The sequence below is a fragment of the Bacillus sp. FSL M7-1020 genome (genome assembly GCF_038050415.1).
GTDB lineage: Bacteria > Bacillota > Bacilli > Bacillales > Bacillaceae_G > Bacillus_A > Bacillus_A toyonensis.
The window spans coordinates 2,085,203-2,107,833 of sequence record NZ_JBBOTW010000001.1; the positions used below are offsets into that span (position 1 = coordinate 2,085,203).

At 32.1% G+C, this 22,631-nt stretch carries 26 protein-coding genes; 16 read left to right on the forward strand and 10 right to left on the reverse strand.

The features are described from left to right. Nucleotides 1-56: 56 nt before the first annotated feature. Complete coding sequence (locus MHB70_RS10610) at nt 57-554, forward strand: DM13 domain-containing protein (protein ID WP_000824734.1); 498 nt, start codon at nt 57-59, stop codon at nt 552-554. Between the two features lie 429 nt (nt 555-983). On the opposite strand, the gene MHB70_RS10615 is transcribed toward MHB70_RS10610, so the two are convergent. Together MHB70_RS10615 and MHB70_RS10620 are read right to left on the reverse strand one after the other, a co-directional pair. Then, entirely contained in the window at nt 984-1,805 is an 822-nt protein-coding gene (locus MHB70_RS10615) for a class I SAM-dependent methyltransferase (protein WP_000237904.1), read from the reverse strand. 34 nt (nt 1,806-1,839) lie between these two features. Next, nucleotides 1,840-2,280 (reverse strand): MarR family winged helix-turn-helix transcriptional regulator, encoded by a 441-nt coding sequence (locus MHB70_RS10620; RefSeq protein WP_000018437.1) that lies wholly within the window; start codon nt 2,278-2,280, stop codon nt 1,840-1,842. 547 nt (nt 2,281-2,827) lie between these two features. On the opposite strand from MHB70_RS10620, the gene MHB70_RS10625 reads away from it, so the two are divergent. Continuing rightward, nucleotides 2,828-3,235: a GNAT family N-acetyltransferase gene (locus tag MHB70_RS10625; RefSeq protein ID WP_000850348.1), complete on the forward strand. Its 408-nt coding sequence runs from the start codon at nt 2,828-2,830 to the stop codon at nt 3,233-3,235. A 66-nt stretch (nt 3,236-3,301) separates the two neighbouring features. Next, the gene (locus MHB70_RS10630) at nt 3,302-3,955 is read left to right on the forward strand and encodes an MBL fold metallo-hydrolase (protein WP_000401510.1); all 654 of its coding nucleotides are present in this window, start codon (nt 3,302-3,304) and stop codon (nt 3,953-3,955) included. 127 nt (nt 3,956-4,082) lie between these two features. Here the strand turns inward: MHB70_RS10630 and MHB70_RS10635 are convergent, their stop codons facing one another. Beyond that, nucleotides 4,083-4,706: a TetR/AcrR family transcriptional regulator gene (locus tag MHB70_RS10635; protein ID WP_000436003.1), complete on the reverse strand. Its 624-nt coding sequence runs from the start codon at nt 4,704-4,706 to the stop codon at nt 4,083-4,085. A gap of 121 nt (nt 4,707-4,827) precedes the next feature. Here MHB70_RS10635 and MHB70_RS10640 point away from each other — a divergent pair, with 121 nt between their 5' ends. Next, complete coding sequence (locus MHB70_RS10640) at nt 4,828-7,059, forward strand: MMPL family transporter (protein ID WP_000716533.1); 2,232 nt, start codon at nt 4,828-4,830, stop codon at nt 7,057-7,059. 47 nt (nt 7,060-7,106) lie between these two features. Here the strand turns inward: MHB70_RS10640 and MHB70_RS10645 are convergent, their stop codons facing one another. Beyond that, the gene (locus MHB70_RS10645) at nt 7,107-7,289 is read right to left on the reverse strand and encodes a DUF4021 domain-containing protein (protein WP_000543745.1); all 183 of its coding nucleotides are present in this window, start codon (nt 7,287-7,289) and stop codon (nt 7,107-7,109) included. A 303-nt stretch (nt 7,290-7,592) separates the two neighbouring features. Between MHB70_RS10645 and catA the strand changes: the two genes are divergently transcribed. The 3 genes from catA (at nt 7,593) to MHB70_RS10660 (ending at nt 10,075) form a co-directional block, all read left to right on the forward strand. Beyond that, nucleotides 7,593-8,240: a type A chloramphenicol O-acetyltransferase gene (catA, locus tag MHB70_RS10650; RefSeq protein ID WP_000668560.1), complete on the forward strand. Its 648-nt coding sequence runs from the start codon at nt 7,593-7,595 to the stop codon at nt 8,238-8,240. A gap of 221 nt (nt 8,241-8,461) precedes the next feature. After that, nucleotides 8,462-9,406 (forward strand): GNAT family N-acetyltransferase, encoded by a 945-nt coding sequence (locus MHB70_RS10655; protein ID WP_002043377.1) that lies wholly within the window; start codon nt 8,462-8,464, stop codon nt 9,404-9,406. A 159-nt stretch (nt 9,407-9,565) separates the two neighbouring features. Next, a complete protein-coding gene (locus MHB70_RS10660; protein ID WP_000405103.1) occupies nt 9,566-10,075 on the forward strand; it encodes a GNAT family N-acetyltransferase in 510 nt (169 codons plus the stop codon). A 42-nt stretch (nt 10,076-10,117) separates the two neighbouring features. Here the strand turns inward: MHB70_RS10660 and MHB70_RS10665 are convergent, their stop codons facing one another. Beyond that, entirely contained in the window at nt 10,118-11,005 is an 888-nt protein-coding gene (locus MHB70_RS10665; protein WP_000842529.1) for a DMT family transporter, read from the reverse strand. 171 nt (nt 11,006-11,176) lie between these two features. On the opposite strand from MHB70_RS10665, the gene MHB70_RS10670 reads away from it, so the two are divergent. The 4 genes from MHB70_RS10670 to MHB70_RS10685 all read left to right on the forward strand — a co-directional run bounded on the left by MHB70_RS10670 (nt 11,177) and on the right by MHB70_RS10685 (nt 14,648). Then, nucleotides 11,177-11,737 carry a helix-turn-helix domain-containing protein gene (locus MHB70_RS10670; RefSeq protein ID WP_000582250.1) on the forward strand — a complete coding sequence of 187 codons (561 nt, stop codon included), beginning with the start codon at nt 11,177-11,179 and terminating at the stop codon, nt 11,735-11,737. A gap of 33 nt (nt 11,738-11,770) precedes the next feature. Further along, on the forward strand, nt 11,771-12,718 hold the full coding sequence (locus MHB70_RS10675; protein WP_000428913.1) for a hypothetical protein: 948 nt from the start codon (nt 11,771-11,773) through the stop codon (nt 12,716-12,718). 169 nt (nt 12,719-12,887) lie between these two features. Continuing rightward, entirely contained in the window at nt 12,888-13,037 is a 150-nt protein-coding gene (locus MHB70_RS10680) for an aspartyl-phosphate phosphatase Spo0E family protein (RefSeq protein WP_000424361.1), read from the forward strand. Nucleotides 13,038-13,247: 210 nt separating this feature from the next. Beyond that, complete coding sequence (locus MHB70_RS10685) at nt 13,248-14,648, forward strand: protoporphyrinogen oxidase (protein WP_000860341.1); 1,401 nt, start codon at nt 13,248-13,250, stop codon at nt 14,646-14,648. 60 nt (nt 14,649-14,708) lie between these two features. On the opposite strand, the gene MHB70_RS10690 is transcribed toward MHB70_RS10685, so the two are convergent. After that, nucleotides 14,709-15,257, reverse strand: coding sequence for a hypothetical protein (locus tag MHB70_RS10690; protein ID WP_000275259.1), 549 nt, complete (start codon nt 15,255-15,257; stop codon nt 14,709-14,711). A gap of 338 nt (nt 15,258-15,595) precedes the next feature. Between MHB70_RS10690 and MHB70_RS10695 the strand changes: the two genes are divergently transcribed. Beyond that, the gene (locus MHB70_RS10695; RefSeq protein ID WP_000231763.1) at nt 15,596-16,147 is read left to right on the forward strand and encodes a GNAT family N-acetyltransferase; all 552 of its coding nucleotides are present in this window, start codon (nt 15,596-15,598) and stop codon (nt 16,145-16,147) included. Between the two features lie 37 nt (nt 16,148-16,184). On the opposite strand, the gene MHB70_RS10700 is transcribed toward MHB70_RS10695, so the two are convergent. Then, on the reverse strand, nt 16,185-16,370 hold the full coding sequence (locus MHB70_RS10700) for a cold-shock protein (RefSeq protein ID WP_000286203.1): 186 nt from the start codon (nt 16,368-16,370) through the stop codon (nt 16,185-16,187). Nucleotides 16,371-16,456: 86 nt separating this feature from the next. Then, a complete protein-coding gene (gene cspD / locus MHB70_RS10705; protein ID WP_000176365.1) occupies nt 16,457-16,660 on the reverse strand; it encodes a cold-shock protein CspD in 204 nt (67 codons plus the stop codon). Nucleotides 16,661-17,041: 381 nt separating this feature from the next. On the opposite strand from cspD, the gene MHB70_RS10710 reads away from it, so the two are divergent. From MHB70_RS10710 to MHB70_RS10720, 3 genes are all read left to right on the forward strand, one after another. Further along, nucleotides 17,042-17,938, forward strand: coding sequence for a CPBP family intramembrane glutamic endopeptidase (locus tag MHB70_RS10710; RefSeq protein ID WP_001180195.1), 897 nt, complete (start codon nt 17,042-17,044; stop codon nt 17,936-17,938). Continuing rightward, on the forward strand, nt 17,938-18,597 hold the full coding sequence (locus MHB70_RS10715; RefSeq protein WP_000862575.1) for a hypothetical protein: 660 nt from the start codon (nt 17,938-17,940) through the stop codon (nt 18,595-18,597). The genes MHB70_RS10710 and MHB70_RS10715 overlap by 1 nt, the downstream gene beginning before the upstream one ends. A 255-nt stretch (nt 18,598-18,852) precedes the next feature. Further along, nucleotides 18,853-19,458 carry a PRK06770 family protein gene (locus MHB70_RS10720; RefSeq protein WP_000853589.1) on the forward strand — a complete coding sequence of 202 codons (606 nt, stop codon included), beginning with the start codon at nt 18,853-18,855 and terminating at the stop codon, nt 19,456-19,458. 71 nt (nt 19,459-19,529) lie between these two features. Here MHB70_RS10720 and MHB70_RS10725 read toward each other — a convergent pair whose 3' ends face one another. Beyond that, the gene (locus MHB70_RS10725) at nt 19,530-20,420 is read right to left on the reverse strand and encodes a LysR family transcriptional regulator (RefSeq protein ID WP_002038649.1); all 891 of its coding nucleotides are present in this window, start codon (nt 20,418-20,420) and stop codon (nt 19,530-19,532) included. Between the two features lie 105 nt (nt 20,421-20,525). Between MHB70_RS10725 and MHB70_RS10730 the strand changes: the two genes are divergently transcribed. Next, entirely contained in the window at nt 20,526-21,569 is a 1,044-nt protein-coding gene (locus tag MHB70_RS10730; RefSeq protein ID WP_061529965.1) for an aspartate-semialdehyde dehydrogenase, read from the forward strand. A 122-nt stretch (nt 21,570-21,691) separates the two neighbouring features. Here the strand turns inward: MHB70_RS10730 and MHB70_RS10735 are convergent, their stop codons facing one another. Further along, nucleotides 21,692-22,594: a LysR family transcriptional regulator gene (locus MHB70_RS10735; protein ID WP_079519513.1), complete on the reverse strand. Its 903-nt coding sequence runs from the start codon at nt 22,592-22,594 to the stop codon at nt 21,692-21,694. Nucleotides 22,595-22,631: the final 37 nt, after the last annotated feature.

Here is a 22,631-nt window from a genome sequence, read left to right on the forward strand (position 1 = left end):
AAGACCTTCTTGTTAACATACTACTACACAGTATGTTACAGGAGGTTTTTTACTTTATGAAAAGAAAATATGTATGGCTTATAGGTGGTTTAATAATTGTATTGGGGATTTTATGGTCATTGTTCCGACCAGAGAAATTATTTATTGATAAGCACGTAAATGAATCATTGCCACAAGCAGAGATACAATCAACTGAAGTAAGGCAACAAAGTGATCGAGTAATAAGGGAAGGTCAGTTTCAAAACGGTGTCCATGAAACAACTGGAACGGCAAAAATTCACCAATTAGCGGATGGAAAACGTGTTTTACGACTTTCTAATTTTGCAACATCAAATGGGCCAGATGTACGAGTTGTATTAGTTCCTACAAATCGTTTGAAAAATAATGAAGACGTAAAAAACTATCAGTATATTGAATTAGGAAAATTAAAGGGAAATAAAGGAGACCAAAACTACGAAATTCCTGAAGGGTTAGATGTAAATGAATATGGTTCGGTTTCTGTTTGGTGTAAAAGATTTAATGAAAACTTTGGTGCGGTTTATTTTAATAATTAAATATGAACTTAAAATTTCCTCTTACAGACGAAATTCATATGGGTTATGGTAAAAGCTGCAGCGGACTTAGTTGCTAAGAAGGGCACTCATAAGAGTGTCTTTTTCATATTTCTCAATTTTTGTATATTTTAGTGCAATTGGACGTTTACGAAGAGATTTTATTCGTGCATAAATAATTTTAAGAGTATGCCAGGAAATCTTTGATTTATCAAGAAAAATTAAATTTAAAATGTATTATATACAGAAGCTACTTGAGGGGTGTTAAGATGCTAAATTTCTCATTTTGGGGTAGTTGCTTTTCATAGCTATATGACTATGTATCGGTACCCCATAAGAAAAAGGCAGGAACATATCAAATATGTTCCTGCCTTTTTCTTAAGTTTAACATGTATAACCTAAATATAAATGTATTGCGGCCTTCTTTATTTATTATTTTTCAAACCGCAAATGAACAAACTTCAACATCTTTATTACGTTTACAATTCGCATCATAATACGTGTACTACCATCCCAATCTTTATTTGTAGGTATACCTTTAAAGAAAGGGGAGCAACTTAATACTTTTATGGAAGAAGACCATTTTTCTATTGATTTTGGATTGTTTACATAAAAATACATCATCGCGCCGTTATTACCAGATTTTTTTACGGTTGCATTCGAAAGGTTCAGTGCGAATTTTGATTCAGCATCAAAATATAGCTCTCCTCCAGGAAAACGTTTTGACATAGCAACTATGATCTCTTTTAAATCTTCTTCTTTAAAGTAATAAAATACACCTGCTGATATAAAAAGAATACCGTCGTTTGGATCATATCTTATATCGTCAAACCAAGAAGTATCAAAAAATGATTTAGTGATGCTAATATTCCTAGGTGTATCTTCAATTAAAGTCTTGCGAAAAGAGATTGCATCGGGTAAATCAAGGTTATACCAATGTATTGTACCGTTATCAATTCTTGAAAAAGTAGTATCTAGTCCTGAACCGATATTTACTATAGTGGCGTTCGGGTGTTTTGCTATAAATTGTTTTATCGTATCATCAATTTTTCGTGCACGGGTAATGTATGTGATACATCCGTATTCGCCAAATGTATTTGCTATTGTTGAGAAGTCAAAATCGCATTCTTTAATTATTCGAATAGCCTCTGTATCATCTAAAATATCCTTATTTTTCTCACTGCCATATGCTCGTCCCCATAGGGGAATAAGCATCGTACCTTGTACTGATTGTAAATCTAACTCTTTAACCATGAAACATCCTCCGTTGCATAATAAAACAATATATTTAGTCGTTATGTAACATTTTTGAGAGCATTGTATTTGTTTTATATAGTCCGTAAGTTAAATCCCGCCTATCTTCTTCAGATAACTTTTCGAGGTTTACTGTGAAATTTTTATAAATTTGTTTCCATCTCTCATAATGTACCTTTTCAGCCTTTTCTGTCAGAGAAATTAATACAGCTCTTTTGTCTACCGTATCTTGTTTTTTTACAATATAGCCGTTTAGTTCTAAATTACGTAAAGTTACACTTAATTGTTGCTTAGGAATGTTTAAATAATTAGCAATCATCTTTGAATTTACAGGTACTTTTTGCTGGGCGAGATACTCCACTACGTGTTGTTCTAAATGTGTAAATTCAGAGGATTTTTCTGATAGAAATTTGAAAGTACCTGACATATTTAATAATAAATTCATGTATTCGTTTAATAATTCTTTATGAGACATTATTTTCGCTTCCTTTTTGGATTTAGTCATTATTTTATTACTAATTTAGCTATAAATCAAATGTTTAAACTTATTATAGTAAATTAATATTTACTAATTTGTTATTTTGAAATTATATGAACTAAAGAAGAGGAGGATGAGAAGTGATTTTAGAAAAGACGAATATGGCCAAAAATAAAATATTACTAAATATACGTAACTAATGAATGCAATGTCTTTTTCAGTTATTATGTTGTAAATAATTTTATGATAAAATTTTTTACATAATGAAATAAAGGGGTAGTATTCTATGGGTTATTTCTCAAACAGTTTATTAGTTTTGTTCGTTCTTATTGTATGTAGCTGCATAATTTTTGGGTGATAATATAGTGGTAGATTTATATAAAAGAAGTGATCTCAGGTGAGGTAACTTCTTTTTATTTTATGTTGAGAAGGAATTCTATTTTTCTTATTGAAGTTTGTTCAAGTTAAGTTGATGATGGTTTAAAAATTTTAATAGAGCAATGTAAAAGAGGATACAAATAAATAGGAGAATAGGGAGGCGTTTATGAAAACTAAAATAAGCTACACAATTGAACATCCAACAAATTTCAATGAATTAGTAGCTTTATATGAATCTTTAGGATGGAATTCTCTAAAATTAACGGTTAATGAATTGGAACAAATGTGTAAACAAAGTTGGTATGTGATATATGCTTTTAAAGAGCAACAATTAATTGGCATGGGGCGTGTTATATCTGATGGTGTAATAACAGGCGTTATTTGTGGTGTATGTGTATTGCCAAAATATCAGTCCATTGGCATTGGAAAAGAAATAGTAGAACGATTAATCCAGCACTGTGAACAAAAAAAGGTTATTCCCCAACTGATGTGTGTGGAAAAATTGCAATCTTACTATGAATCTATAGGGTTTGAGGTATTCTCTGTTGGGATGACAAAACATATTAAAAGATAGTGGCGCTTTATATTTTCAGTTTACTCGTACATATTTTCAAACTTCAGTATAAAGGAGAATTGCTGTATGGAGATTGCTAAAGGGGTAGAAATGTTACAACTTGAATTACAAGAATTTATTATTCACCTAATTCTTTTATGGGATGATGAAATGGCAGTATTAATAGATACTGGCTTCCCTGGACAAATTGAAGATATACAAGTAGAGATGGAGAGAGTTGACGTATCGTTTGATAAATTAAAAGCAGTGATTTTAACGCATCAGGATATAGATCATACAGGTAGTCTTCCAGAGTTGTTGCAGAACTGTGGAAGTAATATTAAAGTTTATGCGCACGAGCTAGATAAGCCGTATATTGAAGGGGATTTACCTTTATTGAAAGGTGGAAATGTGGAGAATCTACCAAAAGGAAAAGTGAGTGATACTGTGATTGATGGACAAGAACTTCCGTATTGCGGTGGCATACTAATTCTCCATACGCCAGGACACACGCCGGGTCATATTAGTTTATATTTGAAACAAAGTAAAACTCTTATCGCTGGGGATTCAATGTATAGTGTAAATGGAATGTTAGGAGGAATTCATGCTCCAACTACTTTGGATGTTCAGGAAGCACAACAGTCTTTGAAGAAGTATTTAAATCTAGATATTGAATCCGTAGTTTGTTACCATGGGGGATTAAGTAAAGGGAATATAAATGCACAAATTCAAAATTTGTAAATAATAATTTTTTGCTAATTGGTGCTAAAGAATAATCTAATTGTAAGTATATAAATAAAACACGTAATTGATAAAAGAGCATGTTTGAGAAAAATTCAAATATGCTCTTTTATTAAAGGAAATCTATTTAATACGAATGACCTAACCCGTTCCAATAAAAAGAAACGATTTCTTGTGCTAATTCATCTATATTTGCAAGAATAGGATTGTGATTTTCATCCTTAAAATTCCCAATTGATAATAAAGATACAAAAGCATGGGCAGCAAATTTAGGATTGCCTTTACTTATTTCTCCAAGTTGCATCGCGTTATGAAGTGCTTTTTCCAACACTTCATACATGTTATCTTCGGCATTTTTTAATTCTTTCAACTGCTCTTCAGATAAAGAGTGTTTTGCATCTTTCATAAAGTTCTTCATGTCAATATCCATCGTTGCGTGTAAGTATACTGTAGCGAAGTCTAACAACCTTTCTTCCAAAGTTTTATTCGTGGAAAGTATTTGATCCATATTCTCTCTTATACGTATCATCATTTGAATCATAGTAGCGGTAAATAAATCAGCTTTTGTAGAATAGTAATAGTAGACGGTTGCTTTCGTAACACCGCATTCTTTCGCGACCTCATCCATAGAAACGACTTGATAATTTTGAGTAAGAAATAATCGAGTTGCAACTTCTAAAATTATTTCTTTTGTAGATTTTGTATTTTTATTTTGACGAGGTCTTCCGAGAGGACGTTGTTTTTGTTCCAAATACATTCGCTCCTGACATTTATTATTGAGATAATTATAACATAATTTTTAATCTTTCTTGATTAATTAACTGACCAGTATATATAATTAATATTGTAGGAAAAAAGGAAGGTGGGTTTTTATGAAAAAGCACCCGTTACATATGTTAGGGAGGATTGTAGCAGGGAAGAATACGCAATGGATAACTTTATCAGTTTGGATCCTTATTACATTAGTACTTTCATTTACGTTGCCACAAGTAAATAGTACGAAAGAACCGAATCCGAAAAATTTACCTGAAACAGCTATGTCACAGCAAGCGGAAGAACTTATGAAAAAAGAGTTTCCTAATAATGCAGGAAATCCGTTGTTAGTAGTATGGCATAGAGATGGTGGATTACAGTCAAAAGACTATAAACTTATACAGGACGTTTATAAAGAGTTAAAAGCTAGCCCTTTAAAAGAACAATCAATGTTACCACCATTTGATACAATTCCAGAGCAAGTATTATCAAAAAGTGCATCAAAAGATGGTACATCATTTGTCACATCGATATTCTTTAATAAATCAGCTGGTACGGATATATTAAAGGGAAATCTTGAAGATGTAAGAAAACTGGTGAATAGTAAGGTGGATGTTGATCCATTTAAACAAAAAATAACGGACTCTGGTTTACATGTTCGATTATCTGGCCCTGTAGGTATTCAAACAGATGCGGTTAGTTTATTTAGTCAAGCTGATGTGAAATTATTAGTCGCTACTGTACTATTAGTATTGGTTTTATTAATTTTACTTTACCGTTCACCAATTTTAGCAATTTTACCTATACTTGTTGTTGGCTTTGCATACGGTATTATTAGTCCTACACTTGGTTTTTTAGCTGATCATGGGTGGATTAAAGTAGATGCCCAAGCGATATCAATCATGACCGTATTATTGTTTGGCGCGGGTACAGACTATTGTCTATTTTTAATTTCAAGATATAGAGAGTACTTGTTAGAAGAAGAAAGTAAATATAAAGCGCTGCAACTTGCGATTAAAGCATCTGGCGGGGCAATTATAATGAGTGCATTAACTGTCGTACTTGGATTAGGAACATTATTACTTGCTCATTACGGCGCCTTTCATCGATTTGCAGTACCATTTAGTGTTGCTGTATTCATAATGGGGGTTGCTGCTTTAACAATTCTTCCTGCATTTTTATTAATTTTCGGCAGAGCTGCATTCTTTCCGTTTATACCAAGAACAACTGCGATGAATGAGGAGTTTGCAAGAAAGAAACAGAAAGTAATAGAAGTTAAAAAATCAAAAGGCTCCTTTAGTAATAAACTTGGAGATATTGTCGTACGAAGACCGTGGACAATAATTATGCTAACTATGTTTGTATTAGGTGGATTAGCTTCATTCGTACCACGTATTCAATACACATATGACCTTTTAGAATCGTTTCCGAAGGATATGCCTTCACGTGAAGGGTTTACGTTAATTAGTGATCATTTTTCAGCTGGAGAACTAGCGCCAGTAAAAGTTGTTGTTAATACGAAAGGAAAAGAGCTTCCTATTAAACAAGAGATAGAGAAATTTTCTTTTGTAAATACAGTGAAAGAGCCAAAAGAGGGAAAAGAAAATAAACAAATACAAATGTATGAAGTTTCTTTAGCGGAAAATCCGTACGCAATTGAAGCGCTAGATCAAATCCCTAAATTGAAAAATAGTGTAGAAAAAGTATTAAAAGATGCGGGGATTAATGATGTTGAAGGTCAATTGTGGATTGGTGGAGAAACAGCGTCACTATATGACACAAAACAAATTACGGAACGTGATGAAGCAGTTATTATTCCAGTAATGATTAGTATAATAGCTTTACTATTACTTGTCTACTTACGATCAATTGTAGCGATGATTTATTTAATAGTAACAGTTGTTTTATCATTCTTCTCTGCATTAGGAGCAGGATGGATATTACTTCACTTTGGTATGGGAGCGCCGGCAATACAAGGGGCGATACCGCTATACGCATTCGTATTTTTAGTTGCTTTAGGTGAAGATTATAATATCTTTATGGTTTCAGAAATATGGAAAAACAGAAAGACACAAAATCACTTGGATGCAGTAAAAAATGGTGTTATACAAACAGGAAGTGTCATTACATCCGCAGGTTTAATTTTAGCAGGAACTTTTGCGGTGTTAGGTACGTTACCAATTCAAGTTTTAGTTCAATTTGGTATTGTGACCGCAATTGGAGTTTTACTTGATACGTTTATCGTAAGACCGTTACTTGTACCGGCAATTACAGTTGTTTTAGGTCGCTTTGCTTTTTGGCCAGGGAAACTTTCAAAAAAGAGTGAAGAAATACAAAAAGTGGATGCATAGTTAAAAAAGCCGAGGATATTTTCCTTGGCTTTTTTCTATGTAGTTCATTAATTTTTTGAAGTCAAATCATCAGTTACAGCGTGATCAGCATCTTCAATGGTTGTTTCGGGCATTCCGTATAAGCCGTTCATTGCTTGTTCTTCGCTAGTTAGATTTGCAGTATTATTATTGTGAATAGATGTAGTGTTTTCGATAACATTTACTTTTTTATTTTCATTTTTATCATGCATGTTTGAATCCTCCAAACGTCATTTGATTTATCCCGCATTAACGGGCAGTAAGACCTCCACCTCAAAATTCGGCAAAAACAAAGAAGGTTAGGTGGGGGATCAACTGCCCCCCACTGATTAAAGTTTCACATTATTAATAGTATGTGGATGGATTGCAAGAAATATGTGAATGGATTTTTGCAAATGTTATATAATTAAATAAAAACGTGAGTATAAATGTAAACTATAAGGAGTGAACAAGTGTGGTGAAAACAAGGAAATTAGCCTTCTAAAATAAAAATGAAATTTTAGGAGGCTAATGAAATGAAGTTTCATGTAATTGACAGAGAAAATTGGAATAGAGAGCAGTATTTTGAACATTATTTAAAATTAAAGTGTTCGTTTAGTATGACAGCGAATGTTGATATTACGATGATGCTAGAGAAAATACATCAAAAGGAAATAAAATTTTATCCGACTTTTATTTATATAATTTCTAGAATGATAAATAAACATAAAGAATTTCGAACATGTTTTAATGATGAAGGAGTTTTAGGGTATTGGGAGGAAATGATACCTAGTTATACAATCTTTCATAAAGGTGATAAATCTTTTTCAAGTATATGGACGGATTATTCTAGTGATTTCCACATTTTCTATAAAAACTATGAAGAGGATATGAAATGTTTTGCTAATGTTCATGGTCTCTTCCCGAAAGAAAATATTCCGCCAAATGTTTATCCGATTTCTGGGATACCTTGGACTAGTTTTACAGGATTTAATTTAAATATTAATAATGATGGTGATTTTCTATTACCAATTATAACTTGCGGAAAATATTTCAATGATGGAAGCAAGGTAATGCTACCTTTTTCATTGCAAGTACATCATGCGGTTTGTGATGGATATCATGCGAGTCGTTTTATAGAGGATTTACAGGAACTAGTTAATACATGTAACGAATGGCTTTAAGTAATATCAAATTTTTAATTATATAAAATTGAAAATGAATAAGCGTAAAATAAAAAGAAGAGAACATGTGTATATTACATGTTCTCTTCTTTTTATTCATTCATACTAAGTAACAGTGGAAAATATAGGTTGATTTGTAGTTTAATAGTAAAGAGAGTGATTGATTTTAATTTTCTTTATTTTATAACTATATAGATTACAAAAGTTATGAGATTGTAACAATGAAGGGGAACACAAAAATGACAATAATATCTATAGAAAAAGCTACAATTTTAGATGCTGAAAAGTTAACAGAAATAATGAAAAGAACATTTGACGAAGAAGCGAAGCGGTGGTTATGCGGCCAATATGATGTAATTGATTATAACATTCAACCGCCAGGATATTCTTCAGTTGAAATGATGAAATATTCAATTGAAGAATTGGATTCTTACAAAGTGATAATGGATGAAAAAATAATCGGGGGAATTATAGTTACGATCTCTGGTAAATCGTACGGAAGAATCGATCGTATTTTTGTAGAGCCTTTTCTTCAAGGAAAAGGAATTGGATCAAGGATTATTAAGTTAATAGAAGAAAAATTTCCGAACATAAGGATTTGGGATCTTGAAACATCTAGTAGACAAGTTAATAATCATCATTTTTATAAAAAAATGGGCTATGAAATCATTTTTAAATCTGAAGATGAGTATTGCTATGTAAAAAGAAAAAATGTAGGTGCAGGTGAAGAGAACCTAATTAAAAATAAAGATATGAAAAATGGTCAATACGAAAACTGTAATTTGGTTCATACAGAATATTATCAAGTAAATTTAAAAAATAGTGCATTTGTTGGTAGTAATATAATGCATATGAATATGAGTAATTGTAATGTAAGTCAATCAAAGTTTAGGAATATAAACTTTAGAAGGTCTTCATATGCAGATTTAAATCTTTCTAGTAGTACATTTAATTTGGTGACATTAGGTGGAGTGCAATTCAAAAATACAAGTCTTGGAGATGAGAAGGAACCTCTTTCATTTGAAAACTGTGATTTGGAAGGTAGTACAATGCATAATAGTAACCTGAAAAATATTGAAATAGTAAATTGTGATGTAACTGGTATGAAAATAAATGGTATTCCAATAGAGAATTTGCTTGAGCTATATAATAAGGTGAAAATTTAAAGTATAGGGTTATTAGGTTGTTAGGATAAGGTGTTTGGAAACTAAGTGTTATACCAAAATAATTATGTAGAAATAACATAAAGAAATACAGGTGGGGAATGATTTAATATAGGTTTCTAGAATGATAATATAATTCTATTTATATGGAGGGTGAGGAATATGGAAATCAACATACGAGCAGTAGAAATACAAGATGCTAGAGCAATTCATCGTATATGTATACAGGATGAGGTTTTACCTTATATGGTTTTCTTACCTAGCATGCGTGTAGACGCTATGGAAAATAGAATTCGAAACTTAGCACCAAATCAATTTGAATTTGTTGCAGAATATGACGGGGAAGTAGTAGGGTTTATTGGCTTAACACAAAGTCCGGGACGAAGATCTCATTCAGGCGATTTATTTATTGGGGTAGACAGTGAATATCATAATAAAGGTATTGGCAAAGCACTTCTTACAAAAATGCTTGATTTAGCTGATAATTGGTTAATGTTAGAGAGAGTAGAACTTGGTGTATTAGAAACGAATCCGAAAGCAAAAGATCTATATGAAAAATTGGGGTTTGTAGTAGAAGGGGTAAAGGTAGGGAATTTAAAGGCTCACGGAAAGTTTATAAATGAAATTATGATGAGTCGTTTTAGACCTGATGGTTTAATTGTACATAATTAATATGTAAAAGCATGACAAATCAATGTCATGCTTTTTTAATTGTCATTTGCGATTCGCTAGTTTCGGTTGTAATAAAAATAATGTTAATCCAATGAAAATAATTGAAATTCCTAGTGCTTGTTGTAAAGTAATGGTTTCACTCAAAATAAAATATGCTAGAACACAAGTACCAATTGTTTCACCTAAAATACTCATTGAAATAACAGTAGCGCTCATCCATTTTAATAACCAATTGAATATCGTTTGTCCTAAAATCGTTGCAATGAAAGCTAGTCCAATAAAGGACAACCAAGTTTGTGTAGCGTAATGAATGAAAGATTGTTGCTGCATATAAGCAAATATACCGAGAAAGCATGCGCTACTTCCATAACTAATTACCGAATATGGTATAAGAGATAAATCTTTACGAATGTGTTGACTAATGAAAAAGTAAGCTGTAATAATGCCGGCCGCCATAAATGCTAAAATATCTCCGTATAAAGCGTCGCCACTAATTTGGAAATCTTGCCAACCGATGACGATACTTCCTGAAATGGCAATGAAGCAACCGATAACCGCTCCTTTCGTAAATCTCTCTTTAAATAAAAAGTAACCACCAACCATTGAAAATAAAGGTTGTAACGTTACGATAACTGTAGAACTTGCTACGGAAGTATATCGTAAGGATTCAAACCATAGTACATAATGTGTAGCTAAAAATAGCCCGGATAGAAATCCGAATCCCCATTGTTTTTTCGATAATGTTTTTAGTTCGTTTCGATTCCTTTTATTAAATAGTAATAACGGTAACAAAATTACTGTAGCAAATAATAATCGATAAAAAGCAATAATTGCCGCAGGAGCATCTGCCAATTTCACAAAAATTGCTGAAGTTGATAAGGCGAATACACCGAAAAATAAGATGAAATATGAAAAAATAGATGATTTCAAAGTCTGTCCCTCCGATAGAGTGTTTATTATAATATACTTAATGCGATATAATGCACAAAGGTAAGTATATAAGTCTCGAAGACGATAGAAAAGGATTATTTGCCCTTGTTTAGTAAGTCAGCACAAAGGGAATGAAACATACATTATGATGGACGAAAGGGAGTAGTTATTTTGATTCACTATCGACTTGGACAAACTGTTTTAAGTTATCGTAAGAAAAATAATATGACAATTCGTGAGTTTGCTGAGTATGCAGGGATCAGCACGTCACTGATTAGCCAAATTGAAAGAGGACATGCTAATCCTTCTTTAAATGTATTGGAATTAATTGCGAAAGCATTAAATGTGCCGCTATTTACACTTTTTATTAATGATATTGATACAGACTCACTCATTTCTAAGAAAAAAGATCGAAAAAAAGTATATCGGGAAAATAATGATCACATTGTATATGATGTATTAACACCTGATTTTATGAAAGCACGTATTGAAATGTTAATGATGGATTTAAATAAAAAAGCAAGCACAACGGAAAGTCACTATTCACATGAAGATAAGGAAGAGATTGCGGTTGTCATGAAAGGGGAAGTTTATGTGGAATTAGAAGGAAAAGAATATTTTTTAGAAGAAGGTGATGTTGTACGTATCCCACCAAACGTGAAGCATCGATTTTTGAATAAAAGTGATGAATCGAATCACATTTTATTTGTATTAACGCCATCTTTAGGATGAATATAAAGTGAGTTTTATTATGGGGGATAGAAAATGGAAAATAAAAGTTTGTTAAAAGGCGGCCTTTCAATTATTTCTCAATGCAAAAAACAAACAAAGGATATTTGGCATGCACATTACGGGGCAGCTGCAATTGCTAGTTATTTTTTCATGAAGGATAATAATATTGAAGAAGAGATAGCTCGTAATATGCATTCTCATACAAAAATGATGCTGAACAAGAAAAACTTAGATGAAATCATCGATAGTAAAGAAGAAATTGATTTTCAAAGTGCTGAAAAAAAGATAATAAAATCATTGGAATATACAATTGATGAACTTCATTGGGTCGGGCATAACGTCATTTATGCGGCATTAAGTTTATTAGCTATGAAAGAGCTACAAAAATGGGGAAATAATCAAGCGATAGAAGGGATAACTGATCTTATATTATCATTTCAAAAAACAATTCCTGGTAGATCGTGGATTGGTTTTACGACGAAAGAAGTTAAACAATTAAGTATATATGACGAGATACAAAGTGAATTAAGAAATCCAAAACAATTATCTAAGTTTATTTTAAATGAACTATCGGAGTTTAAGGTTATTTATAGAGCAGAATCACATCATGATTTAATTGGCCATATGCTTACTTTTTCCCACGCAATTAATATAATGTATGATTTAGGACATAAAGATGTATTTCAACGAGGGATACGTCCGCTTTTAAAACTAGTATACGTACTGCGTGCTAGTAAAAAACTTATGCTGAATACTAAAATAAATCTACATTCTCCTATAGATCATTTGCCTTTAATTGAATCTAAACGTGCTCACGTATTACCAACTGAAAATCAATTTTGGCTAAAGGACTATAGTGAATTTGATTGGGATTTTGGACATGTTTTCAAATTCTCATATAGTTATTTTGATCATATAAAGAGAGCTCCGGAATATAAAGGTATAACCTTAGAACAATTCCGGTATGTTATTCATTCGTAATGAATTTTAATAATCTGTAAAAAGGGAGGATATAAGTTTCTTTTTTTGTTAGTAGCATATTGTTTTTTCAAATATGTAAGATTTTACATGTGTATTTTACTTTTACTAATTATGTAAGTAGGCTATACTAAATAACATACATTTTATGTTTGGAGAGAAGTAAATCGACATGGAACTAGTAAAATTGGAAAAGGTAATTGAAATAAAAAAAGAAGAACTTTTATATTTAGTATCGGATTATGGAATTCAACATGAAAAAGTACTGGCATTAAGTCAAGAAATAGACAAACTGATCAATTACTTTATGTTTTTAAAATAGAGAGAACTATGACGTGATTTGTAAATGTTATAGTTCTTTTTTATATATTCATTTACAATGATGGTTATGTACGGATTAAATGTATATAAATGTATTTGTATATAGTGTCAAATTTTTTACAGAATGCGCAAGCCGCTAGTCGAATGTAAGGAGTATTGGGTATAATAAATAAAGGAATGATTAATTGTATCGGTTAGGAGCGCAGCACATATGAAAACAGTTGTTGTTATCGGTGGAGGTATAACGGGACTTTCTACTATGTTTTATTTAGAAAAATTAAAAAAGGATTATAATATCGATTTACATTTAATCCTTGTCGAGAAAGAAGAGTCTTTAGGTGGTAAAATCCATAGTGTTGAAGAACAGGATTTTATTATGGAATCAGGAGCGGATTCTATCGTTGCTCGCAATGAACATGTTATGCCGCTTGTAAAAGATTTAAACTTAGAAGAAGAAATGGTATATAACGAAACGGGTATTTCATACATATATTCTGATAATATTTTACACCCAATTCCTTCTGACAGTATATTTGGTATTCCGATGAGTGTCGAGTCGTTGTTTAGCAGTACGCTAGTCTCAACGAAAGGGAAAATTGTTGCTTTAAAAGATTTTATAACGAAAAATAAAGAGTTTACGAAAGATACATCACTTGCTCTATTTTTAGAAAGCTTTTTAGGAAAAGAGTTAGTGGAAAGACAAATTGCGCCGGTACTTTCAGGCGTGTATTCTGGTAAATTGAATGAGCTTACAATGGCATCAACATTACCGTATTTACTTGATTATAAAAATAAATATGGAAGTATTATGAAAGGTTTTGAAGAGAATAAAAAGCAATTTCAATCAGCAGGAAATAAAAAGTTTGTATCATTTAAAAGTGGACTATCTACGATAATTAATCGCTTAGAAGACAAGTTAACTGAAACTGTCATAAAAAAAGGTGCTGTAACGACGGCTGTAAGTAAACGAGGAGATCAATATGAGATTTCTATTGCAAATCAGGAATCAATCCAAGCTGATTATGTTGTTTTAGCAGCTCCGCATGATATAGCACAAACTTTATTACAATCTAATGAGTTAAACGAGCATTTTAATAAATTTAAAAATTCATCACTTATTAGTATTTATTTAGGTTTTGACATTCCAGATGAACAACTACCGGCGGACGGTACAGGGTTTATCGTAACAGAAAACAGTGATTTACATTGTGATGCTTGTACATGGACAAGCCGGAAGTGGAAACATACATCGGGTACACAAAAGCTTTTAGTAAGAATGTTTTATAAGAGTACCAATCCGATATATGAAACGATCAAAAATTATAGTGAAGAAGAATTAGTACGAGTCGCTTTATATGATATTGAAAAGAGTCTTGGAATTAAAGGTGAACCAGAAGTAGTTGAAGTTACAAATTGGAAAGATTTAATGCCGAAATATCATTTAGAACATAATCAAGCGGTTCAAGCATTAAATGAAAAATTGACTGCTCTATATCCTAATGTATATTTAGCTGGCGCTTCATATTACGGTGTTGGAATTGGTGCATGTATTGGAAACGGGAAGAATACGGCCAAAGAAATAATGACTACATTAAGTGAAGAGTTAAAATAATAATATAGAATACATATGTAAAAACTGTCCATTCAGTCTACTGGAGGGACAGTTTTTTATTTATTTCACTTGAATGGAAACTTTTTTAGTTCTTCCATTATTCTCTTTTATTGTTAATGTAATATTTCCAGACTCTTTAAATGAGTATGGTGAGAGTTGATAAATTTCTTTTATGTTGTGTTTTTCTTTTAGTTTATTTGTGGATATTGATACTATACTTGCCCTCCAAAATTCTTGTTTGCCTGAAGGATAATCTATGAATATTTCTGGATTTTTAAACTGTAATGTTTCCCAAGAGGCGAAATACAGTTCAACTTCTACATCTTTTTTCGGTAAGTTCGCTGAGAAATAACCGAACTCGCCCACATTACCGAAAACGGTGTAGTTTTGGTTATGTAATTTAATATCTAAATAACTAGGTTGATATGTTGCTGCGTGATAGATTCCATATGAAAGAGAGAGTGTGGCAGCGATTAATATACCAATTGAAAATGTCTTAAAGCTATTTCCTTTAAAGTTAGTCATCATGGATGAGTTTGGTGTGAATTTTTTTGCGAATAAAAAAATAAGCAAAATGAGTAAGAGGGCTAAGCTGATGAATATATACATAGAATTTTTACACCTCCATAATAGAATGGAATATTTTCTATATTTTAACATTAATGTATGAATTAGTATGTTGTTTTAGAATGGAAATTATTCTTATAATGAGCGAACGGATGTATCTGGAGGGATATTGGTATTATGTAAAGCGAAATAAGCAAAATATAAATTACATTATATGACCAAGGCGGTAATCAACAAGTAAGAAGGTATACTCTTACTTGTTATAGAATAAAAAGGAAAAGAGTCATTAGAAATATTTGATTAGTGGGACATTGAGGACTTGCCTAATTATGAATATTTTTTCTGGTATAATAAATTAGTAGAGAGAAAGGAGTGATCCTGTGGTATTCCCTATATTAGAAACAGAGCGCTTGCGTTTAGTTGAAATAGAACAATCTTATTGTCAAAAAATATATGAAATCTTTTCATTGGATGAAGTTACATGTTATTACGGTATGAATTCTTTTACGGAATTTGGCCAAGCTTCACGTATGATTGAATCTTTTTCGAAAAATTACTTTGAGAAAAAGGCAATACGATGGGGGATTGTGTTAAAAGAAACAAACACTTTAATTGGGACAATTGGGTTGAATAATTTACAATTATGGAGTAAACGATCTGAAATAGGGTATGATTTGCATCCGCGTTATTGGGGGCAGGGATATGCTTCGGAAGCAGCCGGGGAAATCATTCATTATGGATTTCAAGATTTAGGTTTATATAGAATTGGAGCTATTACATATCCTGAAAACGTTACTTCTTGTAAAATGCTATCTAAAATAGGTTTTCAAAAGGAAGGTTTGTTACGCGGCTATATTCATCAAGGAAATAAACAACACGATGCATTGTTATATTCTATAGTGCGAACAGATGTAGAGGAATTAAATATTTAATAAAAACCCCTCTTATTAAAAGAGGGGTTAAGTAAAATTAACCTAACTTAGGTAATAAACGTTCTCCGCTTTTCATGCTACTTTTACATAAAGGGCATTTAGGTTCTTCTTCAAATGAAAAGTTCTTTCTCATCCATCCTAAACAATCCTCTGATTCACATTCCCAAACAGGTGTTTGTTCTGGTGGTACTTCTGCTACATCGTTCTTTCGATTGCGATACATGTAACCACTCCTTTTATGTAAAAAATTTTAGTTATATATTAAAAAGGTTGTTAACCGAGCTGGTAACAACCTTTTTATTGTTTGAATTATAGCTTTACAACGTTTTTAGCTTGAGGTCCACGGTTACCGTCTTCAACTTCGAAGCTAACTTCTTGACCTTCGTCAAGAGACTTGAAGCCGTCGCCAGTGATAGCTGAGAAGTGAACGAATACGTCGTTACCGTCTGCAACTTCGATGAAACCGAAACCTTTTTCGCTGTTAAACCATTTTACTTTACCTGTTAATGTCATGGTAATGCCTCCTAAAATTTAAAAAGATTACAATATGATCGGCCTTATTTGAATGAAAATAAAAGTTCACATATTATCAAAAACCCATAAGGAGTACGAAATGGTCCTGATTGATACTTGATAATATGCAAAGAAAATATATTGTTAAATTGACCTTAATTACTATCTTACAACAAATGGTGTGAAATAGCAAGTGCTGGTAATACCAGTGAGTAATTTGGGCGATAATGGTAAAACGCACAAAGACATCTCTTTTATTTATATATTATTCCTAATCTGAATGTATTCCAAACAGAAATCATTTATATAAAAAAGTATGTTTAAAGGAAACGGTATATTTTTTAAGAATAAAGATGATTACAATAATTAGGAGGATGAATATTGCAAAATAAACAATTTAAAATAATCGAAGCAGCAAAAGAAGGAAGAAGGAAAGTTCACCCTGTCTTTGCTGTTATACTTGCAATTGTATTTTTGACTTTAGGTGAATTGTTTATGTTATTTATGCTGTTTTTACCGAAAACAGAAACAACTTTTATGAAGGCAATTTATAGCAATATTGAGATGATATTAACGTTTGGCGGGGCTATATTTTTTGTGTTTTTATGGATTAAATTTGTAGAGAAAAGGTCGTTTTCATCTATTGGTTTTTGGAATGAGCAATGGATGAGAAAGTATTTGAGAGGGGCACTAATAGGGTGTATTTTCATTTCGATACCAGTAATTTTACTCATATTAACAGGAAATGTAAAACTACAAATGCAAGAAATTACGATGACAGTTATATTTGGTATTGTAGGATCTTTAGTCGCATTTTTAATACAAGGGGCCACTGAAGAAATTGTTGTAAGAGGTTGGTTATTCCCAGTTCTTTCTGTTAGAAGCCGTATATGGATTGGAATTGTTGTGACGTCCTTTTTATTTGGTTTTCTTCATTTGCTTAATCCAGGAATTACAATTCTTTCAATATCGAATATAATATTAGTTGGCGTATTTGCAGCTTTTTACGTTTTAAAGGACAGTAGTCTTTGGGGGATTTGTGCATGGCATTCCATTTGGAATTGGGCACAATATAACGTTTATGGCTTTGCCGTTAGTGGAATGACGATATATTCAACACCACTATTTAAACCTGTAAAAAATGGCAATGAAGTCCTTCATGGAGGCTCATTTGGGATTGAAGGTAGTATTATTACAACAATAATGCTTTCTATCGCTTCAATTGTTTTATGGAGACAGTTATGGGGGAGAAGAGCGAAACAACGAGATTTTAGTTAATGAAAGTGGGAGAAACTATGGGGATTATAGCGTTTGAGGGAGCGAGTGCTGTTGGGAAAAGTACAACATGCCGTGAACTAGAAAACAATTATGGAGCCTTCATTATACCTGAAGTGAATTTTTTATTTGAAAGACCAAAAAATGAACATAGAACATGGTATTTTGAAAAACAAGTAGAGCGCTGGAATATGGCAGTGCAAAAATCGCAGCAATATGAATTAGTAATACTTGATGGGGATATATATCAGCCACTTAGTTATAATTGGTGTTTTCATTTTGATATATTTAATCAGCCTTTATCTTTAATAGAAAACTTTTATAAAGAAAAGATGATAAATAGGGAAATTGGTTTTCCAGATCAATATTTTTATTTGTACACGAATGATGAAGAACCTAGAAAACGAAAAGAATTTGATGAGACGAGAAGCAGAAGAAACTTTGAAAAACATTTACATATATCAAAATCGTTGCAGTGTTATTATGAAAATTTAAATACCGTCACAGACGGGTACTGTAAATTGATTGAAGCAAAAAGTATAAAGTCGAATGAATTAGAAATTGTGAAAAGTTTAAACAGCTTAAACGTATGTGAAGATAGACGTTTTGATGTTTCGAGGTTAGATGCTATTACGGAGTGGTTAAAAGAAAATCGTGCATAAAGTAAAAACAACGAGTGTTGTAGAAGGCGCTCGTTGTTTTTTGTTTCCATATAAATATAAAGGGAAATTTTGTAGAATATTTTTGGATTTTGACGGAATAATCTTTCAATTTTACAAAAAAAGAAATACAATATAAGGAAATATATATAAATAATATGGTAGGGGATGGGATGAACTATTTTGAATGAAGGAACTGTTTTATATAAGAAATAATGAGGTAGTAAGAACAGAGATATTTGGGAGGAAATAAGCGAGATGAAAACACTATTTAAAATAATCGGTATTATAGCTGGTATGGCAGTAATCGGAGTAGGTTTAACATATGGTATGCTTTATTATTTGAATAATAGTAAACCAGTTGCGAAAAAGTCAACGCCAGCAGCTCCGGCAGTAGAAGTGCTAGCTGATAGTAATGTAAAAGCCGAAGATGCGAAGCTTTTAGAAAATGGCAATCATTCATTACCTAATAGTGGTTTTAATAAAAATTTTAAATGGACAGATGAGAACATACAGACAGCGTTACATGAAATGGCACACCAAAAAACGAAAGCTGAACAAAAATGGGGCTATATTTTTATCACACAAGAACGTATTGAAAGTTTACTTGAAATTATAAATAGTAATGATGTTGCACAAAAAAATACATATGTGGATATTTTAGAACGATGGAAACAAGGGAAATATGAAAAGGTTGATGTGGATCATAATAAAATTTGGAAATTGCAAAGTGGGAATTTAGGAGAAGGAAAAGGAATAATGTCGCAAGCTGAACAAAAAGAATTAATTAATCAAGTGTTTATGCAAAAAGGTACATATTCAGGTAGTAAATTAATTGCAGGTGGGGGACAGGCTAACAAATAATATACTTATCAATGAAAAAGAGTAAGTGCTTTTTAGGCAGTTACTCTTTTTTTGTGCACATTTTTAATAATTTAGCCTCGCTCTAGTAAGGAAAGAAACGACTGTAGTACCGGGGAAATCCATCTAGATTTATGATAGATTACATGACTTTGAATAACGGCTGGAGTTTCGATAGGTTGAAAACGTATTTGTTCCTTTTGACAATTCTCTTGTACAACGATGTAAGGAAGAATTGAAATTCCTAATTCACACATAACAGCTTGTTTAATGACTTCAACATTAGAAGTTTCAAATGTTTTTTCTAGAATATTTCCACTTTGACGCAAAAAACGATCGACCATTGGTCGATAACCGCAGCTTTGTTCTGTAAAAATAAACTGAGTATCCTGTAATAAACGAAATGGATTTTCCTGTACGGGGGAATGAATAGGTAAAATCCATCCGAATGTTTCATTACAAAAAGTACGTATAATAAAATCGTTATGTGCTATACTTTCACCAATTAAGAAGATAACATCTGTTTCTCCTTCATGTAGCTTTTTCAGTGCATGTTCATTTGTAGTAGTCTCAAGAACGATATTTACTTTCGGATTTTGCTGTTTGTAAGTACGTAATAATTGTGGTAAACGGTACACTGCTAACGATTCGTTAGATGTAATACTTAACGTCCCTTCCAAATAATCATTATTTTGAGGGATTTCTTGTGCTTTTTCATAAATAGCAAGTAATTCTAATGCATAAGGATGAAATTGATGACCTGCTTTTGTAAGAAGTACTTTTTTCCCTAATCGATCGAAAAGAGGGATATGTAAGTCGTTTTCTAATGCTTTTATATGCCCTGTAACAGTAGATTGCGCATAACCTAATGCAAGAGCAGCTTTAGAAAAACCGCCATGCTTAACAATGGCACAAAATGTTTTAACATGTCTCATTTCCATAAGTGACCCCTCTTTTAATATCATGATTTGTGAATGATTATATCATGTATTTCAATTTTTCAAATGATTAAATTTCTTTTAATATTATGTTGTGGGGAAATTCATGTAAGCAGTATTGGAGGAGAAAAAATGAGTAAAAAGAGCTATCATGTAGCTGTTGTTGGAGCTACAGGTGCAGTAGGTCAGAAAATTATTGAACTGTTAGAACAAGAAACAAAGTTTAATATAGCTGAAGTTACATTCCTTTCGTCAAAACGATCTGCTGGTAAGAAAGTACAATTTAAAGGGCGAGAGATTATAATACAAGAGGCAAAAACAACTAGTTTTGAAAGTGTAGATATTGCCTTTTTCAGTGCTGGAGGAGAAGTGTCTAGACAATTTGTAAATCACGCAGTTTCTAGTGGCGCAATCGTAATTGATAACACAAGTGAGTACCGAATGGTGCACGATGTACCGCTCGTTGTTCCAGAGGTTAATTCACACACTTTAAAGGAGCATAACGGTATTATTGCAGTTCCGAATTGTTCAGCATTACAGATGGTAACAGCTCTTCAGCCAATCCGAAAATCATTCGGTTTAGAACGAATTATCGTTTCCACTTATCAAGCTGTATCAGGTTCTGGAATTCATGCGATTCATGAATTAAAAGAACAAGCTAAGTCGATGCTTACAGGTGAAGAAGTGAAGAGTGCTATATTACCAGTGAAAAAAGATAAAAAGCATTATCCAATTGCGTTTAATGTACTGCCTCAAGTAGATATATTCACTGATAATGATTTCACTTTTGAAGAAGTAAAGATGATTCAAGAGACGAAGAAAATTTTAGAAGACCCAAACCTGAAAATGGCAGCTACTTGTGTACGTGTTCCAGTTGTATCAGGTCATTCAGAATCAGTTTATATAGAACTTGAAAAAGAAACAACTGTTATAGAAATTAAAGAAGTACTGCTCGATGCACCAGGTGTTATTTTACAAGATAATCCTAGTGAACAGCTGTATCCAATGCCATTATATGCAGAAGGGAAAATAGATACGTTTGTCGGAAGAATTAGGAAAGACCCTGATACGCCAAAAGGATTCCATCTTTGGATCGTTTCCGATAATTTGTTAAAAGGTGCGGCTTGGAATTCAGTTCAAATCGCAGAGACGTTGGTGGAAAAGGGAATCATTTAGCATAATAGAGTTACACATGTATTATAAGAACTAGGAAACTATTGATTGTAAAAGTATCCTAGTTTTTATTTTAGTGAGAATTTAAAATGAATTAGTTTTTATAGTGTTTTTATAAATATCCATTAGTTTTGTAAAGAATGTACTGTTATTTTTAGTTGCTCAATAAATTCTCGAGTTGCAGCGCACATATATTTATCTTTTCTATAAATCAGTCCTATATCTATAGTTGGAGTAGGATCTTCTATTTTAATAGCTTGAATGTTTTCGTTTTGCAAAAAGTCTATATACGGTTTGGGTAACACTGTAATTCCCATACCTTTTGAAACCATTTGAATTAAAGATTCCATCGTACTAATTTCTAAAATTGGTTTTGGTTTGAAGCTAAAGTTTTGACAATAGGTCGTAAGTAGTTCTGTTAAATAAAAGTTTTTTGGTAGAAGGATTAAAGGGTAGTTCTGTAATTCTTTAATAGACACGTGATCAAGCTCACTTAAAGGATGACCGATTGGAATAACTAATGTAAGTTCACTTTTATATAGCGGGATAGAAACAATTTCTTTATCTTGTACCGGGAGAAATGTAATACCAATATCTAATTCGTTTTGAAACAATTTTTCGCGAATTTCTCCTGTGCGAAGTCCTAACACAGAAAGCTCAATGTTTGGATAAAGAGTATTGAAGTGTAAAAGGGTTGGCGGTAGTAAATAATTTACAACGGTTAACAATGAGCCGATTGTTAAGGATCCGTACTGTAATCCATTTAAGTCCTGGATAGCAGAACGGGCTTGTTCGACTTCATGAAAAATGGTTTTACTATGTGATAATAAAATCTTTCCTGCTTCAGTTAAAGATATCTTTTTACCAATTCGATCGAAAAGTGGCATTCCTACTTCATGTTCTAACGCACGTATTTGTTGACTTAGTGAAGGTTGGGAAATGTTTAATTTTTCGGCTGCCTTTGTGAAATGCAATTCTTTCGAAACAGCTAAAAAGTATTCTAATTGTCGTAATTCGATTGGAATCACCTCAAATTTAATCATAGGATATACCTATCATTATTAT